This window comes from Myxococcales bacterium (assembly GCA_016706225.1).
Lineage (GTDB): Bacteria > Myxococcota_A > Polyangia > Polyangiales > Polyangiaceae > JADJKB01.
The window spans coordinates 112,818-129,263 of the sequence record JADJKB010000014.1; the positions used below are offsets into that span (position 1 = coordinate 112,818).

Annotated in this window: 15 protein-coding genes; 6 read left to right on the forward strand and 9 right to left on the reverse strand. The window is 67.6% G+C overall.

The features are described from left to right. Positions 1-3: 3 nt before the first annotated feature. The 8 genes from IPI67_22805 to IPI67_22840 form a co-directional block, all read right to left on the reverse strand. A complete protein-coding gene (locus tag IPI67_22805; protein ID MBK7583013.1) occupies positions 4-996 on the reverse strand; it encodes a DNA polymerase III subunit in 993 nt (330 codons plus the stop codon). Then, positions 993-1,694, reverse strand: coding sequence for a DUF882 domain-containing protein (locus tag IPI67_22810; GenBank protein MBK7583014.1), 702 nt, complete (start codon positions 1,692-1,694; stop codon positions 993-995). Before IPI67_22810 ends, IPI67_22805 begins: the two co-directional genes overlap by 4 nt. Before the next feature lie 408 nt (positions 1,695-2,102). Next, entirely contained in the window at positions 2,103-2,786 is a 684-nt protein-coding gene (locus IPI67_22815) for a TetR/AcrR family transcriptional regulator (protein ID MBK7583015.1), read from the reverse strand. Between the two features lie 132 nt (positions 2,787-2,918). Then, positions 2,919-3,428: a dual specificity protein phosphatase family protein gene (locus tag IPI67_22820; GenBank protein MBK7583016.1), complete on the reverse strand. Its 510-nt coding sequence runs from the start codon at positions 3,426-3,428 to the stop codon at positions 2,919-2,921. Positions 3,429-3,508: 80 nt separating this feature from the next. Further along, positions 3,509-4,072 (reverse strand): hypothetical protein, encoded by a 564-nt coding sequence (locus tag IPI67_22825; protein ID MBK7583017.1) that lies wholly within the window; start codon positions 4,070-4,072, stop codon positions 3,509-3,511. A gap of 254 nt (positions 4,073-4,326) precedes the next feature. After that, positions 4,327-5,358 (reverse strand): alcohol dehydrogenase catalytic domain-containing protein, encoded by a 1,032-nt coding sequence (locus IPI67_22830; GenBank protein MBK7583018.1) that lies wholly within the window; start codon positions 5,356-5,358, stop codon positions 4,327-4,329. 6 nt (positions 5,359-5,364) lie between these two features. Continuing rightward, on the reverse strand, positions 5,365-5,829 hold the full coding sequence (locus tag IPI67_22835) for a hypothetical protein (GenBank protein MBK7583019.1): 465 nt from the start codon (positions 5,827-5,829) through the stop codon (positions 5,365-5,367). A gap of 35 nt (positions 5,830-5,864) precedes the next feature. Then, positions 5,865-7,580, reverse strand: coding sequence for a VanW family protein (locus IPI67_22840; protein MBK7583020.1), 1,716 nt, complete (start codon positions 7,578-7,580; stop codon positions 5,865-5,867). A gap of 38 nt (positions 7,581-7,618) precedes the next feature. Between IPI67_22840 and uvrC the strand changes: the two genes are divergently transcribed. From uvrC to IPI67_22865, 5 genes are all read left to right on the forward strand, one after another. After that, the gene (gene uvrC / locus IPI67_22845; GenBank protein ID MBK7583021.1) at positions 7,619-9,544 is read left to right on the forward strand and encodes an excinuclease ABC subunit UvrC; all 1,926 of its coding nucleotides are present in this window, start codon (positions 7,619-7,621) and stop codon (positions 9,542-9,544) included. A gap of 133 nt (positions 9,545-9,677) precedes the next feature. Beyond that, positions 9,678-10,235: a dihydrofolate reductase family protein gene (locus IPI67_22850; GenBank protein MBK7583022.1), complete on the forward strand. Its 558-nt coding sequence runs from the start codon at positions 9,678-9,680 to the stop codon at positions 10,233-10,235. 236 nt (positions 10,236-10,471) lie between these two features. Beyond that, positions 10,472-10,897 (forward strand): hypothetical protein, encoded by a 426-nt coding sequence (locus IPI67_22855; GenBank protein MBK7583023.1) that lies wholly within the window; start codon positions 10,472-10,474, stop codon positions 10,895-10,897. Positions 10,898-11,364: 467 nt separating this feature from the next. Then, a complete protein-coding gene (locus IPI67_22860; GenBank protein ID MBK7583024.1) occupies positions 11,365-13,791 on the forward strand; it encodes a hypothetical protein in 2,427 nt (808 codons plus the stop codon). 121 nt (positions 13,792-13,912) lie between these two features. Next, positions 13,913-14,602, forward strand: a complete 690-nt coding sequence (locus tag IPI67_22865; protein ID MBK7583025.1) for a response regulator transcription factor — start codon at positions 13,913-13,915, stop codon at positions 14,600-14,602. Positions 14,603-14,659: 57 nt separating this feature from the next. Here the strand turns inward: IPI67_22865 and IPI67_22870 are convergent, their stop codons facing one another. Continuing rightward, positions 14,660-15,502, reverse strand: a complete 843-nt coding sequence (locus tag IPI67_22870) for a M23 family metallopeptidase (protein ID MBK7583026.1) — start codon at positions 15,500-15,502, stop codon at positions 14,660-14,662. A 160-nt stretch (positions 15,503-15,662) separates the two neighbouring features. Between IPI67_22870 and IPI67_22875 the strand changes: the two genes are divergently transcribed. After that, positions 15,663-16,436, forward strand: a complete 774-nt coding sequence (locus IPI67_22875; GenBank protein ID MBK7583027.1) for a class I SAM-dependent methyltransferase — start codon at positions 15,663-15,665, stop codon at positions 16,434-16,436. Positions 16,437-16,446: the final 10 nt, after the last annotated feature.

Sequence of the window (16,446 nt, forward strand, 5' to 3'; positions counted from 1 at the left end):
GATTCAGGCGCGCCGCAGCCGGGCGATCATCGCTTCGAGAGTCAGCGCCGGCTGGGCGTTCCTCTCGATCTGGGCCAGCGCAGCGAGCACGACCGTGTAGCGGCGCGCCGCGACCTCCGCGGCATCGACGTCATGGGGCAGCGCGCGGCGTGCTTCTTCAGCCAGGGACTGCGCGAAGAACCCGAGCTGGTCCCGCACGGCGTCGCGCCCCTCGCCGCGGCTCTGAGCCAGGGCGATTGCCTCGGCCAGATCCGGGGCCTCGAGCGCCGTCCGCGCCGCGCTCGAGAACTCGTCCCGTTCGCGCATCGCGTCGGGATCCGCGAGGTCGAAGGCCAGCTCGGCGCTGCCTTGCGCGAGCGGAGCGACGTCCACCGGAAGGCCGCGGTCGGTCAGCAGCTTGGCGACGATGTCGTCGGCGAGCGGGGCGAACCGGAGCGAGAGGGTCCGCGAGCGCACGGTGTCGATCAGGCGTCGCGGGCGGCTCGTGAGCAGCACGAAGTGCGTGCGGTCGGTCGGCTCCTCGAGCGTCTTGAGCATGGCGTTGGCGGCCTGCAACGTCAGCTCCTCCGCGTTCCGCACGATGAACACGAGCGCGCGCCCTTCGTGTGGCGGGTAGCCCGTGCGCCCGAGCACGACCCTGCGGATCTGCTCGACGCTGATGCCGGTCGCTTCACTCACGCCGCTTCCGAGCAGCGAGCCATACAGACCGCGCCCGATCAGGACCACGTCCGGGTGCAGGGGCACGTGCGGATCTTGCTCCGCCAGCGTGACCGCTCGGTGGCACGACGAACACTTGCCACAGCCAACCGGCGTCGGAGCTTCACACACCAAGGCCTGCGCGAGGGCGAAGGCCGCGAGCTCCTTGCCGACTCCGGGCGGTCCTTCGAAGCGATAGGCGTGATGCACACGCCCGGCCGCGAGGGCACGCGTCAAGGTCTCGACGGCCGGTGCCTGGCCGAGGATCGCCGAAAACCCCGCAGCCCCTGCCGAGCTCACTCGCCGTTGCCCCAGGACAGGGCGCCGCTCTCGACGATGCCGGGCCAGCTGTCGACGTAGCGTGACGGCTGCCCGGGTTCCGAGACGTCGATCCAGACGGCGTGCCCGGTCGCGGGCGGCCGGACGTCCACGTGGATGAATTTGTTGTGGGGGTAAAAGCCGCAGCCGACGTCCTTGAGCGTGCGGCACAGGCGCATGACCTGTTCGTTCGGCACGCCCATGACGAACAGATCGAGGGCCCGACCTTTGGCGTGGAAGCTGCCGTGGCCGCCGCGCCGATAGCCGCTGATCAAATACAGCGGACGGGACGGGAACGCCTCCGAGATGCGCGCCACGACCCACAGCAGACGAGGGTCGAGCAAACGCACGTTCGGCACCCATTCGCCGGCCCACTCACTGTCGGGCTCGGGCTCGAGTGGCAGTGGCAGCTCCGGACGCTCGGCCCCCGCGGGCCGCGCGAGCACACTCAGGCGATCGAGCGCGCCCAGGGCAACGGACCCATCACACTCGAGCAAGCTGAATGTATCGTGTTCGTCGCCGTAACGCGCGACGGTCACGCTGTAGGGCCGTTGCCACGGTTCACAACGTCCCTTGCGTGTGGCTTGCACGAACACCGCGTCGGCCGGCAGCGGTGCTTCCAGTTGCCACACCGGCGACAGCTCTCTGCCGCTCACGTGGGGGAGCAACAGCTCTGCCATGGGTGCCAACGCCAGATCGAAGCCCGTCGCCGGAACGCGCTCGAGCTCATCCGATGGTTCCCAGGAGCTCAGGCTCCACGCCAGGCGCGGTGGTTCGGTCCAGGTGGCAGGGCCGAAGCGTCCAGAATAGAATCTGCCCCACTCACCCTGGCGTTCGAGCCACGGCTCGACGTAGCGCCGCAGCAGATCGAGGTCGCGCTGGGCGGGCAATCGCACCTCGACCAGATCGGCCCAGGGGCTTGCGGTCAGCCCGGTCGCCGGGGGTCGCGCTTTGGCCGGCGCACGCAGCGGATACGCGGCGGCACTTGCCCCCAGCGCGAGCGCTGCGGCGCACAGGCTGCCGAGGACCAGAGGCTTCACGCCCGAAACATGCCTCGGTGGGCCCGGGTTTACAAATTGTCGTGACGTTCAGGAGGGACGGCTCGCCGGGGCGTCCATCGCCTTCATCCCGAGGCGCAGCAGATACAGGAAGGTCTGAAAGGCCTCGTCGGCCTTGGCTTTGTCCGGGCCCTCGAGCTCTTCGGCGACGACGAGGCCGTTCAGGACGGCCAAAATCAGCACCGACAGCGGCTCCATCGCCGGAAATTCCTTGGCGTCGATCTTGAGCACGTCGGCCACACCGTGGCTGATCAGCTCGCGCGCGTCGTGCTGCAGGGTGGCCGCGCGATGTTTGAGCTCGGGGTCTCGGCGCGCCGCGGCCCAGACCTCCATGTTCAGCCCGATCATCGTGCGGTTCTGCTGGATGGCCTCCCAGAGTGAGGTGAGCGCGCTCACCATGCGCTGCTTCTGCCCGTCCTCCGACGCACTCAACGAGTGCCTCACGCGGTCGAGGTAGCGATTCTGCGTGTAGCTCTGGACCTCGTGGATGAGCGCGTTCTTGCTGGCGAAATAGTAGTGAACGATGCTCTTTCGCAGGCCCAGCTCCTTGCCGATCTCGGCGAGCGTGGTGGCGCTGAAGCCCTTGCGGGAGAAACAATTGGCCGCGGCGCTGAGGATCGCGGCGACGCGGGGGTTCTCCCAATCCACGGCGCGGGTCGCGGCGCCATTGCCGTTCGAGGTCTCGGGGTGTGTCAGTGTTTCTGCGGAATTCATGTTTGGTTTGGCGTTCCGGAGCAGGCTCTGACGAGCGGCAGATCCGACGTTGCCCTCCGGTTGGCCTTTTGGCCAAAGGACCGAGCGGAGTCAAGGCCCGCGGGCCGAACCCCGAAAGTTCGGGGATTTGGCTCAGCGCGCCGCGCCGTAGAGGCGATGTAGGCAGGCCCGGAACTCCCAGGCGGGCGAAATCATCAAGCTCGCGTCCAGCCCCGTGCCCGCGAGGGCCGCGGTCTTGGCGGCTGCAATGTGGTCGAACGCCGCGTCCACGTCGTGCTTCTGGTCGGCGCAGAGCAATGCGGCAATGACGCTGACACTTCGGCTCATGCCCGCGGCGCAGTGCACGAGCACGTTGCCGTGGGGGATTCTGCGCCGGATGAACGGCAGCGCCACACCAAGCGCGGACTCGAACTCGTGCTCGCCGTTGCCACCGTCGACGATCGGGACTTGCAGCCACTCCGTCTCATCGCGCAGAGGGCCGGTGGTCGGGAGATCGGCGAAGAGCGGCATCCGGCAGAGCGAGACGACGCCGGCAAAGGGCGCGGGGCTGCCCTCGGGCTCGGTGCCGACCTCGTCACCGCGGAGAGCGGCGTAGCCGGACTCGTAGTCACCCAGGTAGAGGCGGTGGTCGATGCGCCACACGCAGAGCAGAGTGACACGAATGGCAGGCCGATGTCAGCAGGCGTCGGCGCGGAGGGGCGAAATGAGAGCGCCGCCCGGGCTCAGCGTTTGCCGTCGACTTCCTTCAGCGCTTCGCGGAACAGCTCGTTCATGTTTTCGCCTGGTGATGCGTCGTCGGGTTGGCGCCCGCGGAAGCGCACGTGCGTTTCTTTTGGCGGAGGCCGGCTCGACAGAGGTGGGGCGCTTTCCCCTGGCGGCGAATTGGTTGGTCTCGAAGCAGGCGCGGGTGAAGAAGGTGGCGCCGGCGGGGGGTGTGTCGGAGACGAACGCCTGGCGCGGCGGTGAATGAAGCCTGCGAAGCGCAAGGGCGGAGGCTCTCTCACGCTCACGAACGCGAGGCGCCAGTGCCATTCGTTGCCGAACTTGTTGCATTCCGAGAGCACGGCGTCCGCATCCAACCAGTGCTCGGGGTCCAGATGGCACTGCAAGCGCACGAAGCTGCCCGCGAGGCGCGCGACGGGCGCTCTCAACAAGATGGTGTCCGTACCCAGCTCGACGGTTCGACAGCGGATGACGTCGTTTCCGGCGAACGCGGCGGCCTCGACATCATGCAGAACGTGCGTATTCCTGCCCGGCATGCTGGCCTCGGCCGACAGGTGAGGCATTCAGCGTGCCCAGGGCCGAGCAGGGGACCGAGTCGGAAGCGGATCGAGACGAAAAGCCGCGCCGCGCGGCGCAGGGTGGAGCTCACCACAACGAGTGGGAGCTCGTTTCGATCTGTTGTTTGGAGGAAGCGATGCGTGCTCCCTGCGCAAGCTCCGCGTACCGAGCGCCGAGTCGTGCATTCGTTTCGCAGGCGGGTCGGGTCGCGGATCCGACGCTGAGGGGGTCGTGGACGCAAGGCGGGGAGCGAGAGCAGCTACGTGCCCGGTAGGAGCATCAGCCTGCCAATGACGCCCCGCGCTTCGAGTCGTTCGTGTGCGACTGCAGCGTCGCCGAGTGACAGTCGGTCCGCGATCACGGGACGAAGCTTGCGTCGGCGCACGAGCTCGAGGCAGTCCTCCAGATCCCTGCGCGAGTAGCTTCGCGCTCCCGAGACCGTGTGGCCGTGCAAGATCAGCGGACCGAGCGCCAGGCTCACCTTGCCGACGTCGATGTTGCCGATCACCACCAGCTGCCCGCGCGGGCGCAGGCTCTTCATCGCCTCGCGAAAGGTCGCCGCACCGGTCAACTCCAGGGCGATGTCCACCCCACCGTGAGTCAGGCCGCGAACGACTCCCGAGAAACTCTCGTCGTTGATGACAACGACGTCGTCCGCGCCGAGCTCCGAGAGTGCCTCCGCCTTGTCAGGGTTGCTGGTCGTCGCGATGACTCGCGAGCCGGAGAGTTTGCCCAGCTGGATGGCGGCTACACCCACGCCGCCGCTCGCTCCGGTCACGAGCAGCGTCTCACCGACCCCCGAGGCGCGCGCCTCGCGCAGCGCCCGCAGCACGACCCCAAACGTGCACCCGAGCGAGGCCGCGTCCTCGAAGCTCACCTCGTCCGGGATTTTCACCAGCGCGCGCTCGGGCGCCGCGCACAACTCCGCGTACGCGCCGTCGATGGTGTGCCCGAAGCTCTGCCAGGCGCGCTCACAATGCAGCTCGTGGCCCCGCACACACGCAGCGCAGTCACCGCAGTGCGGGCGATGCAGATTTGCGACGCGATCTCCGATCGCCAGGCTGCGCACCTCGCTCCCCACGCCCACGACCTCCCCCGCGAGCTCGTGACCCAGGATGGTCGGCAGCTTCATCATCGGGAAGCCGCCGCGACGATCGATCAGGTCTCGCCCGCACACGCCGCTGGCGTGCACGCGGATCAATGCGTCGTCCGGGCGTAGCTCGGGCTCAGGCCAGTCGCGGAGCTGAAGCTCGCTCGCGCTGCCGATGCGCTCGAGCACGACCGCGCGCATCGTCGATCACTTCTTGGGCGCAGCGGGCGGCGCCGGTGTCTTCGGTGTCGCGGGCGCTGCCGCGGCAGGCTTGGCAGGCGGCTTGACTGGCGCGGCTGCGCCGGGTTTGGCTGGCGCTGCCGCACCGGGTTTGGCTGGCGCTGCCGCACCGGGTGTGGCTGGCGCTGCGGGTTTGGCTGGCGCACCCGGTTTGCCGGGGGTCGGAGGCGTCGCTACGGCGGGGGTTGCGCCCGGCTTGGTCTCCGGCTCAGCCGGCTTCGCGTCGTCGGCGTCGGTCGCGTCGTCGCCGTCGGTCTTTTCGCCGGCTGCGCCCTCGGGCTTGGTGTCGTCCGCCTCTTGCGGCTGCAAGCCCTCTTCGGGAATGGGTTTGTACACCGCGGCGATCGGCGGAATGCTCGCTTCCTTTCCGCCTCCACAGGCGACCAAGAGGAGCGACGAGAGCGGTAAAACGAAGCGGACCACGTATCGCATGCGCGGCAGGGTAACACCTTGCGGGCGAGCGCGACTCACGGCGTCTTCTTCTGCTTTTTTTTCTTTTTCTTCTCTGGCTTTGCGCCGCCGGGGTCCGCCTGTTTTTTTGCGCCGTCCCCCTTCTTCGCAGCGTCGTCGGGCCGCTTGGCGGAGGTCTTGGGCGGGTCGTCCCCCTCGTCGGTGCGTTGGCTCGCCTGCTGGTCGAAGTACGGCATGCCGGCCTTCTCGGTCCAGTGTGCCTCGCCGTACTTTCCGCGCTCACGGCTCTCACTCATGTCGCCGCCGGTGGCCTCGCCGTCGTTGGCTCCCACGTCCACACCCTGGGTCATCACCAAGAGCTCGTCCGCCAGGTACTCCGGGTGTTCGTCGTGCTTGAGCGTGACGCTGTCCCTGGCCATCGTGCCTCGCCCCACCTTCACGATCTGCGTCGTCGGCGGGTACACGTCGTTCCAGCGCTCGCGCACCGCGTGCTCGCCGTCCCGCACGATGCGATACCGGTGCAGCTTGAAGCCGGCGACCCCGCGCTGCGAGAGCACGCGCACCCCATCCCGCAGATTCGGGTCGTCCCGCTCGACCTCTTCGTAGGGAATTGCCGCGTCCACCCGACGGATCAAGGTCACGGTGCGCTCACGTCGCGGACCGAGCACCTCGGCGCGCACGATGCCGTTCTTGACCGTCTGATGGAGCACCACCGGAAAGTCGAAGCCGTTCTTCACTCGGAAGTTGATGGTCGGGTACACCACCGTCGCGTCGAGCCCCATCTTGATGTACGAGCTCGGGCGGGTGTGGGGATACCGCTCGACCACTTCCAGCCCTGAAAAGAAGGCGGCGCCGTGCAGGGTACCGGAGATCTGGCAGGTCCCGCCGCCGATGCCGTCGACCACCTCGCCCTCCGCGATCACCGGCGCGACCTTGTAGCCGTTGGCTTCGTCGCGGGCCCCGACCACCTCGTTGAAGTCGAAGGTCTCGCCAGGCAAGAGCACGGTACCGTCCAGCTTGCTGGCCGCGAGGCGCAGGTTGAACGTGCGTGCCTGGTAACGATCGCCGCGGTTGTAGCGCGTCTCGAACCAGCCCATCACCGCGTCGAACTTCACGTCGCCGAGCTCCGCCGAGCTCCGCCGCGGCTTCTTGTCCTCGAAGACCGCGGTCGCCGTGCTCTCGCCGTTCGTCACCGCATCACGCAGCGCGCCGAGCGTGGCGTCGACGTCCAGCAACCGCCCCGAAATCTCGGGCACCAGCGAGCGTTTTTCCAGGTCGAGCCGCGCGTCCACCGGCAGGCGATCGACCTCGTCCTTCAAGCGCAACAGCACACCGACGGTGATGTCGGTATCGAGCACGATCGGCAGCGGCAACACGATGGCGTCGCTTCGATTTGCCCCGCGCCGCGCCATGCGCAGCGGGCTCGTGGCGTCGCGGCAGTCGCGCACCAGCTGAGCCAGGCGCACCTTGTCGATTTCGGCGCCCAGCCGCCCGAGGCCGAGCTCTCGCTTCTGACCCTCGCCCAGGTCCAGCATGAGCTTGCCAGCCGCAAATCGCCGCACGCGATCGAGGGCGAGTTTGGGGCCGTCGTCATCCAGCCGAAGCGGCTCCCCCAAGAGCTTCACCTCGGGCGGCGGCTCCTTCTTGTCTCCCGGGGTCGGTGCCCGCGGAACCAGGAGAAACCCGATCCCAAGGCCGGCGATGACCGCCACGCTGAGCATCAGCGCTCCGCGCCGACGGTCGAGCGTCGAGAAAGACCCGAACGGCTTCACGCGGCGCTAATATCACGGCCGCACTGCCTCGGCACGCCATGACCCAGTCCGCTGAGATTGAAGAAAAACTGGGCGCGCTGCCGGCGCGGCCGGGCTGCTACGTGTTCCGCGACTCGCAGGGCAACGCGCTCTACATCGGCAAGGCCAAGAGCCTGCGCGCGCGGGTGCGCAGTTACTTCCAGGCTGGGCAGAGTGACACGCGCGGCTTCATCCCGCTCTTGCAGAAACAGGTCGCCGACTTCGAGACCATCGTCACCTCGACCGAGAAGGAGGCGGCCATCCTCGAGAACAGCCTGATCAAGGAGAGCCGCCCTCGCTACAACGTCAAGCTGCGCGACGACAAAGAGTTCCTGACCCTGAAACTCTCTCTCGAGCACGCCTGGCCGCGCCTCGACCTGGTCCGTAAGCCGGAGTCCGACAAGGCGCGTTATTTTGGTCCGTACCACTCGGCGACCGCCGCGCGGCGCACGCTGAACTTGATCGAGAAACACTTCCAGCTGCGCACCTGCTCCGATCGCGAGCTCACGAGTCGCTCGCGTCCGTGTTTGCAGTATCAGATCAAGCGCTGTCCCGCGCCCTGTGTGTACGAGGTCGATCGGGACGTGTACGCGCAGCAGCTGCGCGCGGTCACGTTGTTCCTCGACGGGCGCCACGACGAGCTCACGCGCGAGCTCGAACAGCGCATGTCCGAGGCGGCCGGGGCCATGGAATACGAGCTGGCGGCGCTGTATCGCGATCAGGTGCGTGCGGTGTCACTGGTGCGCGAGGCCCAGCGCGTGGTCGCGGTGAGTGATCGCGACCAGGACGTGCTCGGTGTGTACCGTGAGGGGGATCTGGTCGAGCTCTCGCTGCTCAGCGTGCGGAGCGGGCGGGTGGTCGATGCGTCGAGCTTCAGCCACCGCAAGCTCGAGCTGCCCCTCGACGAGCTGGTCGGGGCCTTCTTGCGCGAGCACTACGCGGTCGACGGGCTCAGCGCGGGCCTGATCCCGGACGAGGTCGTCGTGCCCGTCCTGCCGGAGGGCGCGGCGGGCGTCGCCGAGTGGCTCAGCGATCGCCGTCAGGGCATCGCGCGCGAAGACGGGGAGCGCGCGCGCAAGGTGGAGATCGTGGCGCCGGCCCGGGGCGCCAAGCGGCAGCTGCTCGAGCTGGCCGTCGAGAACGCACGCCACGCCTTCGAAGAAAAACGACGTTCGGCCGAGGACATGGACGCGCGCCTGGGGCTCTTGCAAGAGCGACTGCGCTTGCCGCGTCTGCCGGTGCGGATCGAGTGCGTCGACATCTCACACTCCGCCGGCAAAGACACGGTCGGCGCGGTGGTGCGGTTCTCCGGCGGCCTGCCCGACAAGAAGGGCTACCGCACCTATCACGTGAAGGGCGTCGCCGACGGCGACGACTACGGGGCCATGTACGAGGTGCTCGCGCGCCGCTTCCGCCGCGGTCGTGCTGCCGAGGAGGGCGACGACAAGACCGAGTGGGAGCTGCCGGATCTGTTGGTCGTCGATGGCGGACGCGGCCAGCTCGGCGTCGCGCTGGCGGCCGCGAGTGATCTCGGTCTGTGCGAGCTGCCGGTGGTGGGGCTGGCCAAGGAACGGGAGTCACCGCTCGGCGACAAGCTCGTCGATCGCATCTACCTGCCCGGGCAGAAGAACCCGATCGCGCTTCGACCCCAGAGCCCCGAGCTGTTCTTGCTCGCGCGGGCCCGGGACGAAGCCCATCGCTTCTCCAACCGCGGCCGCAAGCAGGCGGGCAAACGCCGCACCTTCACGAGTGAGCTCGATCGCGTGAAGGGCATCGGCGAAAAGACTCGGCGTGCTCTGTTGCGTGAGCTCGGCAGTGTCCAGGCCGTGCGCGAGGCGGACGATGCGGCGATCCTCGCGGTGCCCGGCCTGAACCGGCAGAGGCTCGCGGCGCTCCGGGCCCACTTCGCCAAGACCACGCCGACCGCCCCGAAGCCGGGGCCCTGACGGGCAGCCGTGCGCTGGTCGGCACGAGCGCCCTGCTCGACTCGCTGAAGTGCGTCCGCCCCGGTGGTGTGCTGTGCATGACCGGCATCCTCGGGGCCTGCCGTTCCATCGCCAGGAGTGTTAGGCCTGGCGCATGGGACTCTTGACCTTCAGCATCAACGTCACCTTGGACGGCTGCGTTGACCACCAAGAGGGGATCGCCGATGACGAGACACACGCCTTCTTCACCCGCCTCATGGACGAGGGCGGGGTGATGCTGTGGGGCCGCGTCACCTACGAGATGATGGAGAGCTACTGGCCGGCGGTCGCCCGCGGCGACGAGGACGCGCCGCCAGCGGTGCGCGAGTGGGCGGTCAAGCTGGAGGCCAAGCCGAAATACGTGGTGTCGTCGACACGAAAGGACTTCCCTTGGACCAATAGCCACCACATCGCGGGCGACCTGCGCTCGGGCGTGCAGAAGCTCAAGGACGCGACGCCAGCCGGCGTGCTCCTGGGTAGCGGCAAGCTCGCGGCCGAGCTGGACCGGCTGGAGCTGATCGACGAGTACAAGTTCCTCGTCCACCCCAGGCTCGCCGGTCACGGCCCGACCCTGTACCAGAGCGGCCTGCCCAGCACGCGACGGCTCGAGCTGGTCTCGACAAAGCCGCTCCAGAACGGCGCCGTCGCCATGCACTACCGGCGCGCCCGCTGACCCAAAGCAATCCCCGCAAGAGCGGTCCCATCGCGCACCGTGTGCCCCGCTCGGGCTCGGGTCGCGTTGCTTTGCTGCGCGAGCCGGCGAGCCCATGCCGCTATCGCTTCCAAGACCACCGTGGGCAGTCCGTCCGCCTGGTGGGCAGGGGAAAGCATTGCCGAAGGCGCCGCGACGCTACCCGTGAGTCTGTGGCTCCTTTCGGACGCTCTCACCCTCTGCTACGGCTATCGGACATGGCCAAGGTCTGCGTGCAGTGCGACAAGAAGATCGGCCTGTTCAAGTCGGCCATCGACGAGATCTACTGTTCGTACGAGTGCCGCGACGCGGGACGACGCGACATCGCCGTCAACTCCCAGCACGCGGTGGAGCGCCAGGCCGAGGCAGAGCGCCGGGCGCGCGAGGCGGCAACGAGGGCCACCGCGGCGGAGGCGCAGGCCCGGAGCGACGCTGCGGTGCTCGGGACCTGTCCGAAGTGCGGGACGGCGTGGCGCCTAGCACCGCCGGTCGAGCCGGGCGGCTTGCGAAAGGGTGACTGCACCAAGTGCGGCTTCACCGCCGAGCTCTCGAGCATCGAGCGCTGCCCGACGTGTACATGCATGTCGTTGATCGTAGAGGCGCACGGGGCGCGCTGCCCGCGCTGCAAGTTCCGCCGCTCGTGAGCAGCTGCTCAGTCGCACCGTCAGGTGTTCCCCGGCCCCCAGTCGCGCCATGCGCCGTGAGCTGGAGGCTCGGAACCGGCGGGCCGGGCGGGCTCGAAACGGGTACAGACAGCCACAGCTCCCCCGTAGCTCCGGCCCTGACGGCCGCAGGAATCGGGCGGCGGGTTGGCGCTCCTGCCAACGCGGTTGGCCCCCACCGGCCCGGCCAGCGCCGAAAACCGCGGTGAGTTACGCGGTACGGGCCTTGCTCCATGGACCTCGCGATGATCCAGGCGCGGGCATCTCGAAGCGGCTTCCGCAACGGCGACGATTCGCCCCCGGAAACCACGATTGACAGCAATCGTCCCGCACACTTACGCTCTCGGGCGATACTTGGAAAAGTCGGTTGGCGGTCGCGCCCCGTCTCGGGGTCAGCGAGCACCGGGTTATCTCGGAGACGGGGAGCTCGGTCGTGAAGGAGCAATCTGATGAGTCTGAACGGTAAAAAAACTGGCTCGCTGCTCAAGCGCTGCGTGCGCGCGGGCCTGGTAGGTCTTGGCCTGATTTCGGTGGCCTGCCTCGACCGGCCGGTGTCACCGGCGTCGCCGAACACGACCAACGTGTTCGTTCAGGACATCCGCCAGAGCACCGTCGACAAGATCGACTTGCTCTTCATGATCGACAACTCGATCTCGATGGCTGACAAACAGGCCATTCTCTCGGAAGCAGTGCCGCAGCTGCTGAACCGGCTCATCACGCCGGCCAAGGACCCGGCGACCGGCAAAGAGGAGTTCAAGCCGGTCGTGGACATCCACATCGGCGTCGTGTCGTCGAGCCTCGGCGGTCACGGTGGTGATCAGTGCTCCGAGACGGGACCGGCCTCGAACCCGACCCAGTACGACAACGCCCACCTGATCGGCACCATCCGCCCGTCCGGGAGCCTGCAGAGCTACAACAACCTCGGCTTCCTGTGGTGGGATCCGACGGGGACCAAGGGCAACGCCGGCCCCGGTGAGGGCAACGCTGGCAACCTGGAAGCCAACTTCAAGGCCCACGTGAAGGCGACCGGCGAGAACGGCTGTGGCTACGAGGCCCAGCTCGAGTCCTGGTACCGCTTCCTGGTCGATCCAGCGCCGCCGTCCAAGGTCGTGACGGTGGACAACATCGCGCAAATTCAGGGGGTCGACGACGTCGTCCTCCAGCAACGGCGAGACTTCCTGCGGCCCGACTCCCTCGTCGCCATCATCATGCTGAGCGACGAGAACGACTGCTCCATCATCGATGGTGGCTTCAACTGGATCGCGTCGCAGACCTCGAACCCGAACAACACGGCGTTCCACTTGCCGCGCGGTACCTCGGCCTGCGCCACGGATCCGGACAGCGCGTGCTGCCGTTCGTGCAACGCTGCGGAAGGCTCGCCGCCGTCGGGCTGCGGAGATCTCGGGAGCGACCCGGAGTGCCAGAAGGGCCCCTGGGACGATCAGGGGGATCACCCGAACTTGCGCTGCTGGGAGCAGAAGAAGCGCTTTGGTCTCGAGTTCTTGTACCCGAGCCGCCGCTACGTCGAGGCCCTCAGCCAGTCGCGCATCTGCCCGACCTGGGACGCCAACGGTCCGGTGGGCTGCCAGTTCGACGACCCGAATCAGGGTGGTTACCGCGCGTGCAACCCGCTGTACGTGAAGGACCTCAACGATCCGGCCAGCTGCGAGACCGGAACTCGAGACCCGGCCCTCGTCTACATCGCGGGCATCGTGGGGGTGCCATGGCACGACATCGCGACGGACGACACGCTGAACGACCCAGCCAAGCTCAAGTACCTGACCGCGACGGAGATCGCGGAGAAGGGGCGCTGGGACTGGCTCCTGCCGCAGTGCAAAGAGACCGTCGACCAGAACAAGGGCAAGAATCCCGGCAACAAGCTGCCGCGCCCGATTGCGGCGTGTGACAAGTGGGACCTCAAGGATCCGCCCGACGACGCCCTCATGATCGAGTCGAGCTTGCCGCGTACCGGCACCGCCCTCGCGCTCAACATCCCGCTGGTGGATCCGGCCGGTGGAGAGCTGGCGAACGCCATCAACGGCCACGAGTGGAACACCGCCGACGGCGATCTTCAGTACGCTTGTATCTTCAAGCTCGGAGCTCCGAAGAACTGCGGCGCTTCCTCGGGCGGTGGCTGCGACTGCGACGACGTCGGGACCGGCTACACCGCCAACAACCCCCTGTGTCAGGGTGGCGGCACGTACTCGAAGAGCCAGCAATACGCCAAGGCCTTCCCGGGCACCCGCGAGCTACAGGTGCTGAAGGACTACGGCGCGAACAGCATTGTGGCGAGCATCTGCCCGAAGGTGACCAGCGGGTCGCCGACGGACTCTAGCTTCGGGTACAACCCCGCCGTCGAAGCCATCATCGAGCGCCTCAAAGAGGTGCTGAGCGGTCAGTGCGTCAACCGGCCCATCGCCTTCCCGCCGGGAGCCGATGGCAAGCCCGATCCGAGCGCGATTCCCCAGTGCGCCGTGGTCGAGGTGCAGCCGAGCGGAGGCGCGGCCTGTCCGCCCTGCGACGGTGGCCTGAACCGAACCGACGTCGACGCCGCGCTGGTGAAGCCGGTGATCAACCGCCTGAAGCAGACCGGCCAGTGCACGGGTAACGCCTGCACCCCGGCGAGCTACTGCATGTGCACGATCAACTTCGTTCAGGACAAGAACGACTGCGAGCAGAACGAGAACACCCAGGCCGGAACCATTGGCTGGTGTTACATCGATCCGGCGCAGGGCATTGGTAACCCGGCCCTGGTTGCCGGTTGTTCGCCACCGCGGCAGCTGCGCTTCGTGGGCTCGAACACCCCGACCTCCGGCTCGACGGTGTTCATTGCCTGCCTCGGCGCACCGATCGCAAACGCGGCGCCGACTCCCTGACGGCCTGCCGGAAGTGAGCTCTGCGGGGCGGCTACCGAGAGGTCGCCGCCCCGTGGCGCATTTTGGGGCGAGTGCCCGCGGTTGAGTCCCGAGCCCACCGGGGTACGATGCCAGCACCCGGATGGACCCCAGGAAGACCATCCTCGTGATCGAGGACGAGCCCCACATCTTGCTCAGGCTCAAGGATGCCCTCTCGTTCGAGGGCTATCGCGTCGTGACCGCCTCGAACGGGAAAGAAGGTCTGACGCAGGCTCGCGCCGAGCGGCCCAACGTCGTGCTCCTCGATCTGATGCTGCCGGACATGAACGGTTATCAGATCTGCGAGGAGCTGCGTCGTCAGGACGCGTTCGTGCCCATCATCATGCTGACCGCCCGCAGCCAGGAGGCCGACAAGATCCGCGGGCTGGATGCCGGCGCGGACGACTACGTGACCAAGCCCTTCAGCGTCGGTGAGCTCATCGCTCGCATCCGGGCGCTGTTTCGTCGGACCGGGCGCCCTGTCGACGCCAGCAGCTTCGAGATCGGCGAGGTCACGGTCAACGTCACGGCGCACACCGTGCAGAAGGGCAAACACGACCCCGAACAGCTAAGCTTCTACGAGGTCGAGCTGTTGCGCCTGTTGCACGAGCGGGCCGGCACTCCGGTGAGCCGGGAAGAAATCTTGAACAAGATCTGGGGCGTCGACGCCAACCCCACCAACCGCACCATCGACAACTTCATCGTGAAGCTTCGGCGCAAGGTGGAGAAACGCCCGGACAAACCCGAGCACATTCTCACGGTCTACGGCTACGGCTACAAGCTGGTGCCCTGAAGCAGAAAATCACAGGCAGGGGGAAGGACAGGCAGGAAGAAATCTCCGTTCTTTCCGTCAGTCTGCCGCTAGCGGGAGGACGTTGCGCGGGTCACACACCACCGTGCGCGCGTTTCGGGTCAGCTCACCCGGAGCCAGCGAGGCCACGTTGAGCCCCTCGCGCACCCGACGCACCTCGAAGTGAAGGTGCACGTCGCCGGGACTGCCGCTGTCGCCCACAAAGCCGACCAGGGAACCCTCACGCAGATTCATGCCCCGCGCCAGCCCGGGAGCCGGGCCCTCGAGGTGTCCGTAGACGATGATGTACTCGCGCAGGCGGTCGTTCTCGCGCACCGGGTGCCGAGTGACGACGGAGTTGCCGAAGACCTCGCCGACGAACAGAACCTCGGCGTCGCCGGACTGATGTTCCAGCGCGACGAGTCGAACCTCGGTGCCGCGTCGCTGACCGAGATCGATGCCGCCGTGACCGACTGCCTTGATGTGCGTGCCGCGCCGTTGCTGCACGTCGGGGCGATCCAGATCGTAGCCACTCACGACGAGGTTCTGGCCGGGCAGTGGTGCCACCGGCCAGCGGTACTTGCGGTAGTCGCTCGGGCGCTCCGGGCGGCGCGGGATCTGATCGTAGACGCGCAAGGCGCCGCTCTTGTCCCGATGTGCGTTCTGCTCTGCGATCAGCTCGGCCGCACCTTCGGCCGCGCGTGGAACGGGGATGCACACTCCCTGATCCGGCAGGGTGCCCTCCGGGCAGGCGCTTCGGAAGGCCCGCTCCGGTGCGGCGTTCGGTTCGAGCGAGGCGTGCCGCCGCGTGCTCGTGCTCACCAAGGGACGCCCGTGCTCCGCGGCCTGCCCCAGCGCAGTCAGCGCGGCCAGGAGCAGGCTGGCCTGGGTGAGGGGTTGCACGCCCCAACCATAACGCGAGTACGGCCCGGGAGATTTCCGCCCATTGCTGGGAAAAGCAGAGGCAGCTGGCGGGATCGTTTGCGTTCGGAGGCCCGGGTTTGATAGCGGGAAGGGCGTGACCTTCCCAACCGGCCCGCTCAGCCCGGCCGACGCGGCGGTGATGGAGACCTTCGTCGTCCCCCGCTACCTCTCGTTTTTTGGGGAGCTCGCGCTGGAGCTCCTGCTCGCCGGAGAGGGCGCTCGGATCGTCCATCTCGGGTGTCGTACGGGTTACCCGGACCGGCAACTCTGTGATCTCGCGAGCGGCGCCGGGGTCATCGGGCTCGACGCCTCGAGCGCGGCGATCGACCTCGCCAGATCGAAGCTCAACCCGGACGCAGCCACGAGCATCGAGTACCTGCTCTCCACGGAGCTCCCGACGGGACTCGAGGCCGGCGCGTTCACCCACGCGCTCTGCCTTCACCCGATGGGGACGCATGAGGACCGTGACGCGTTGTATCGGGAGATGTACCGCCTGCTCTGCGACGAAGGGCAGGCGTTGATCGCGCTGCCGCTCCGCGGATCGTTCCAGGAGGTCGGCGATCTGTTTCGCGAGTATGCGCTGAAACACGACGACGGGGATCTCGGCAAGGTCGTCGAGGAAGCGATGGCGAGTCGCCACAGCATCGAGACGCTCTCGGAAGAGATCGAGGCGAGCGGCTTGGACGACGTGGACGTCGAGATCCGGTCCACCACACTCACGTTCGACAGCGGGCGGGCGTTCGTCGAAGATCCGGTCAGCCGGCTGCTCATCTTGCCGGAGCTCGCCATCATGCTCGGGGGCATCGATCTCACGACCCCGCTGGCCTATGCCCGGGACGCCATCGACAAGTACTGGTCCGAGGGAAAATTCGAGCTGACGCTCAACATCGGTTGCGCAAGCGCGCGGCGCTAGGTCGTTGGCG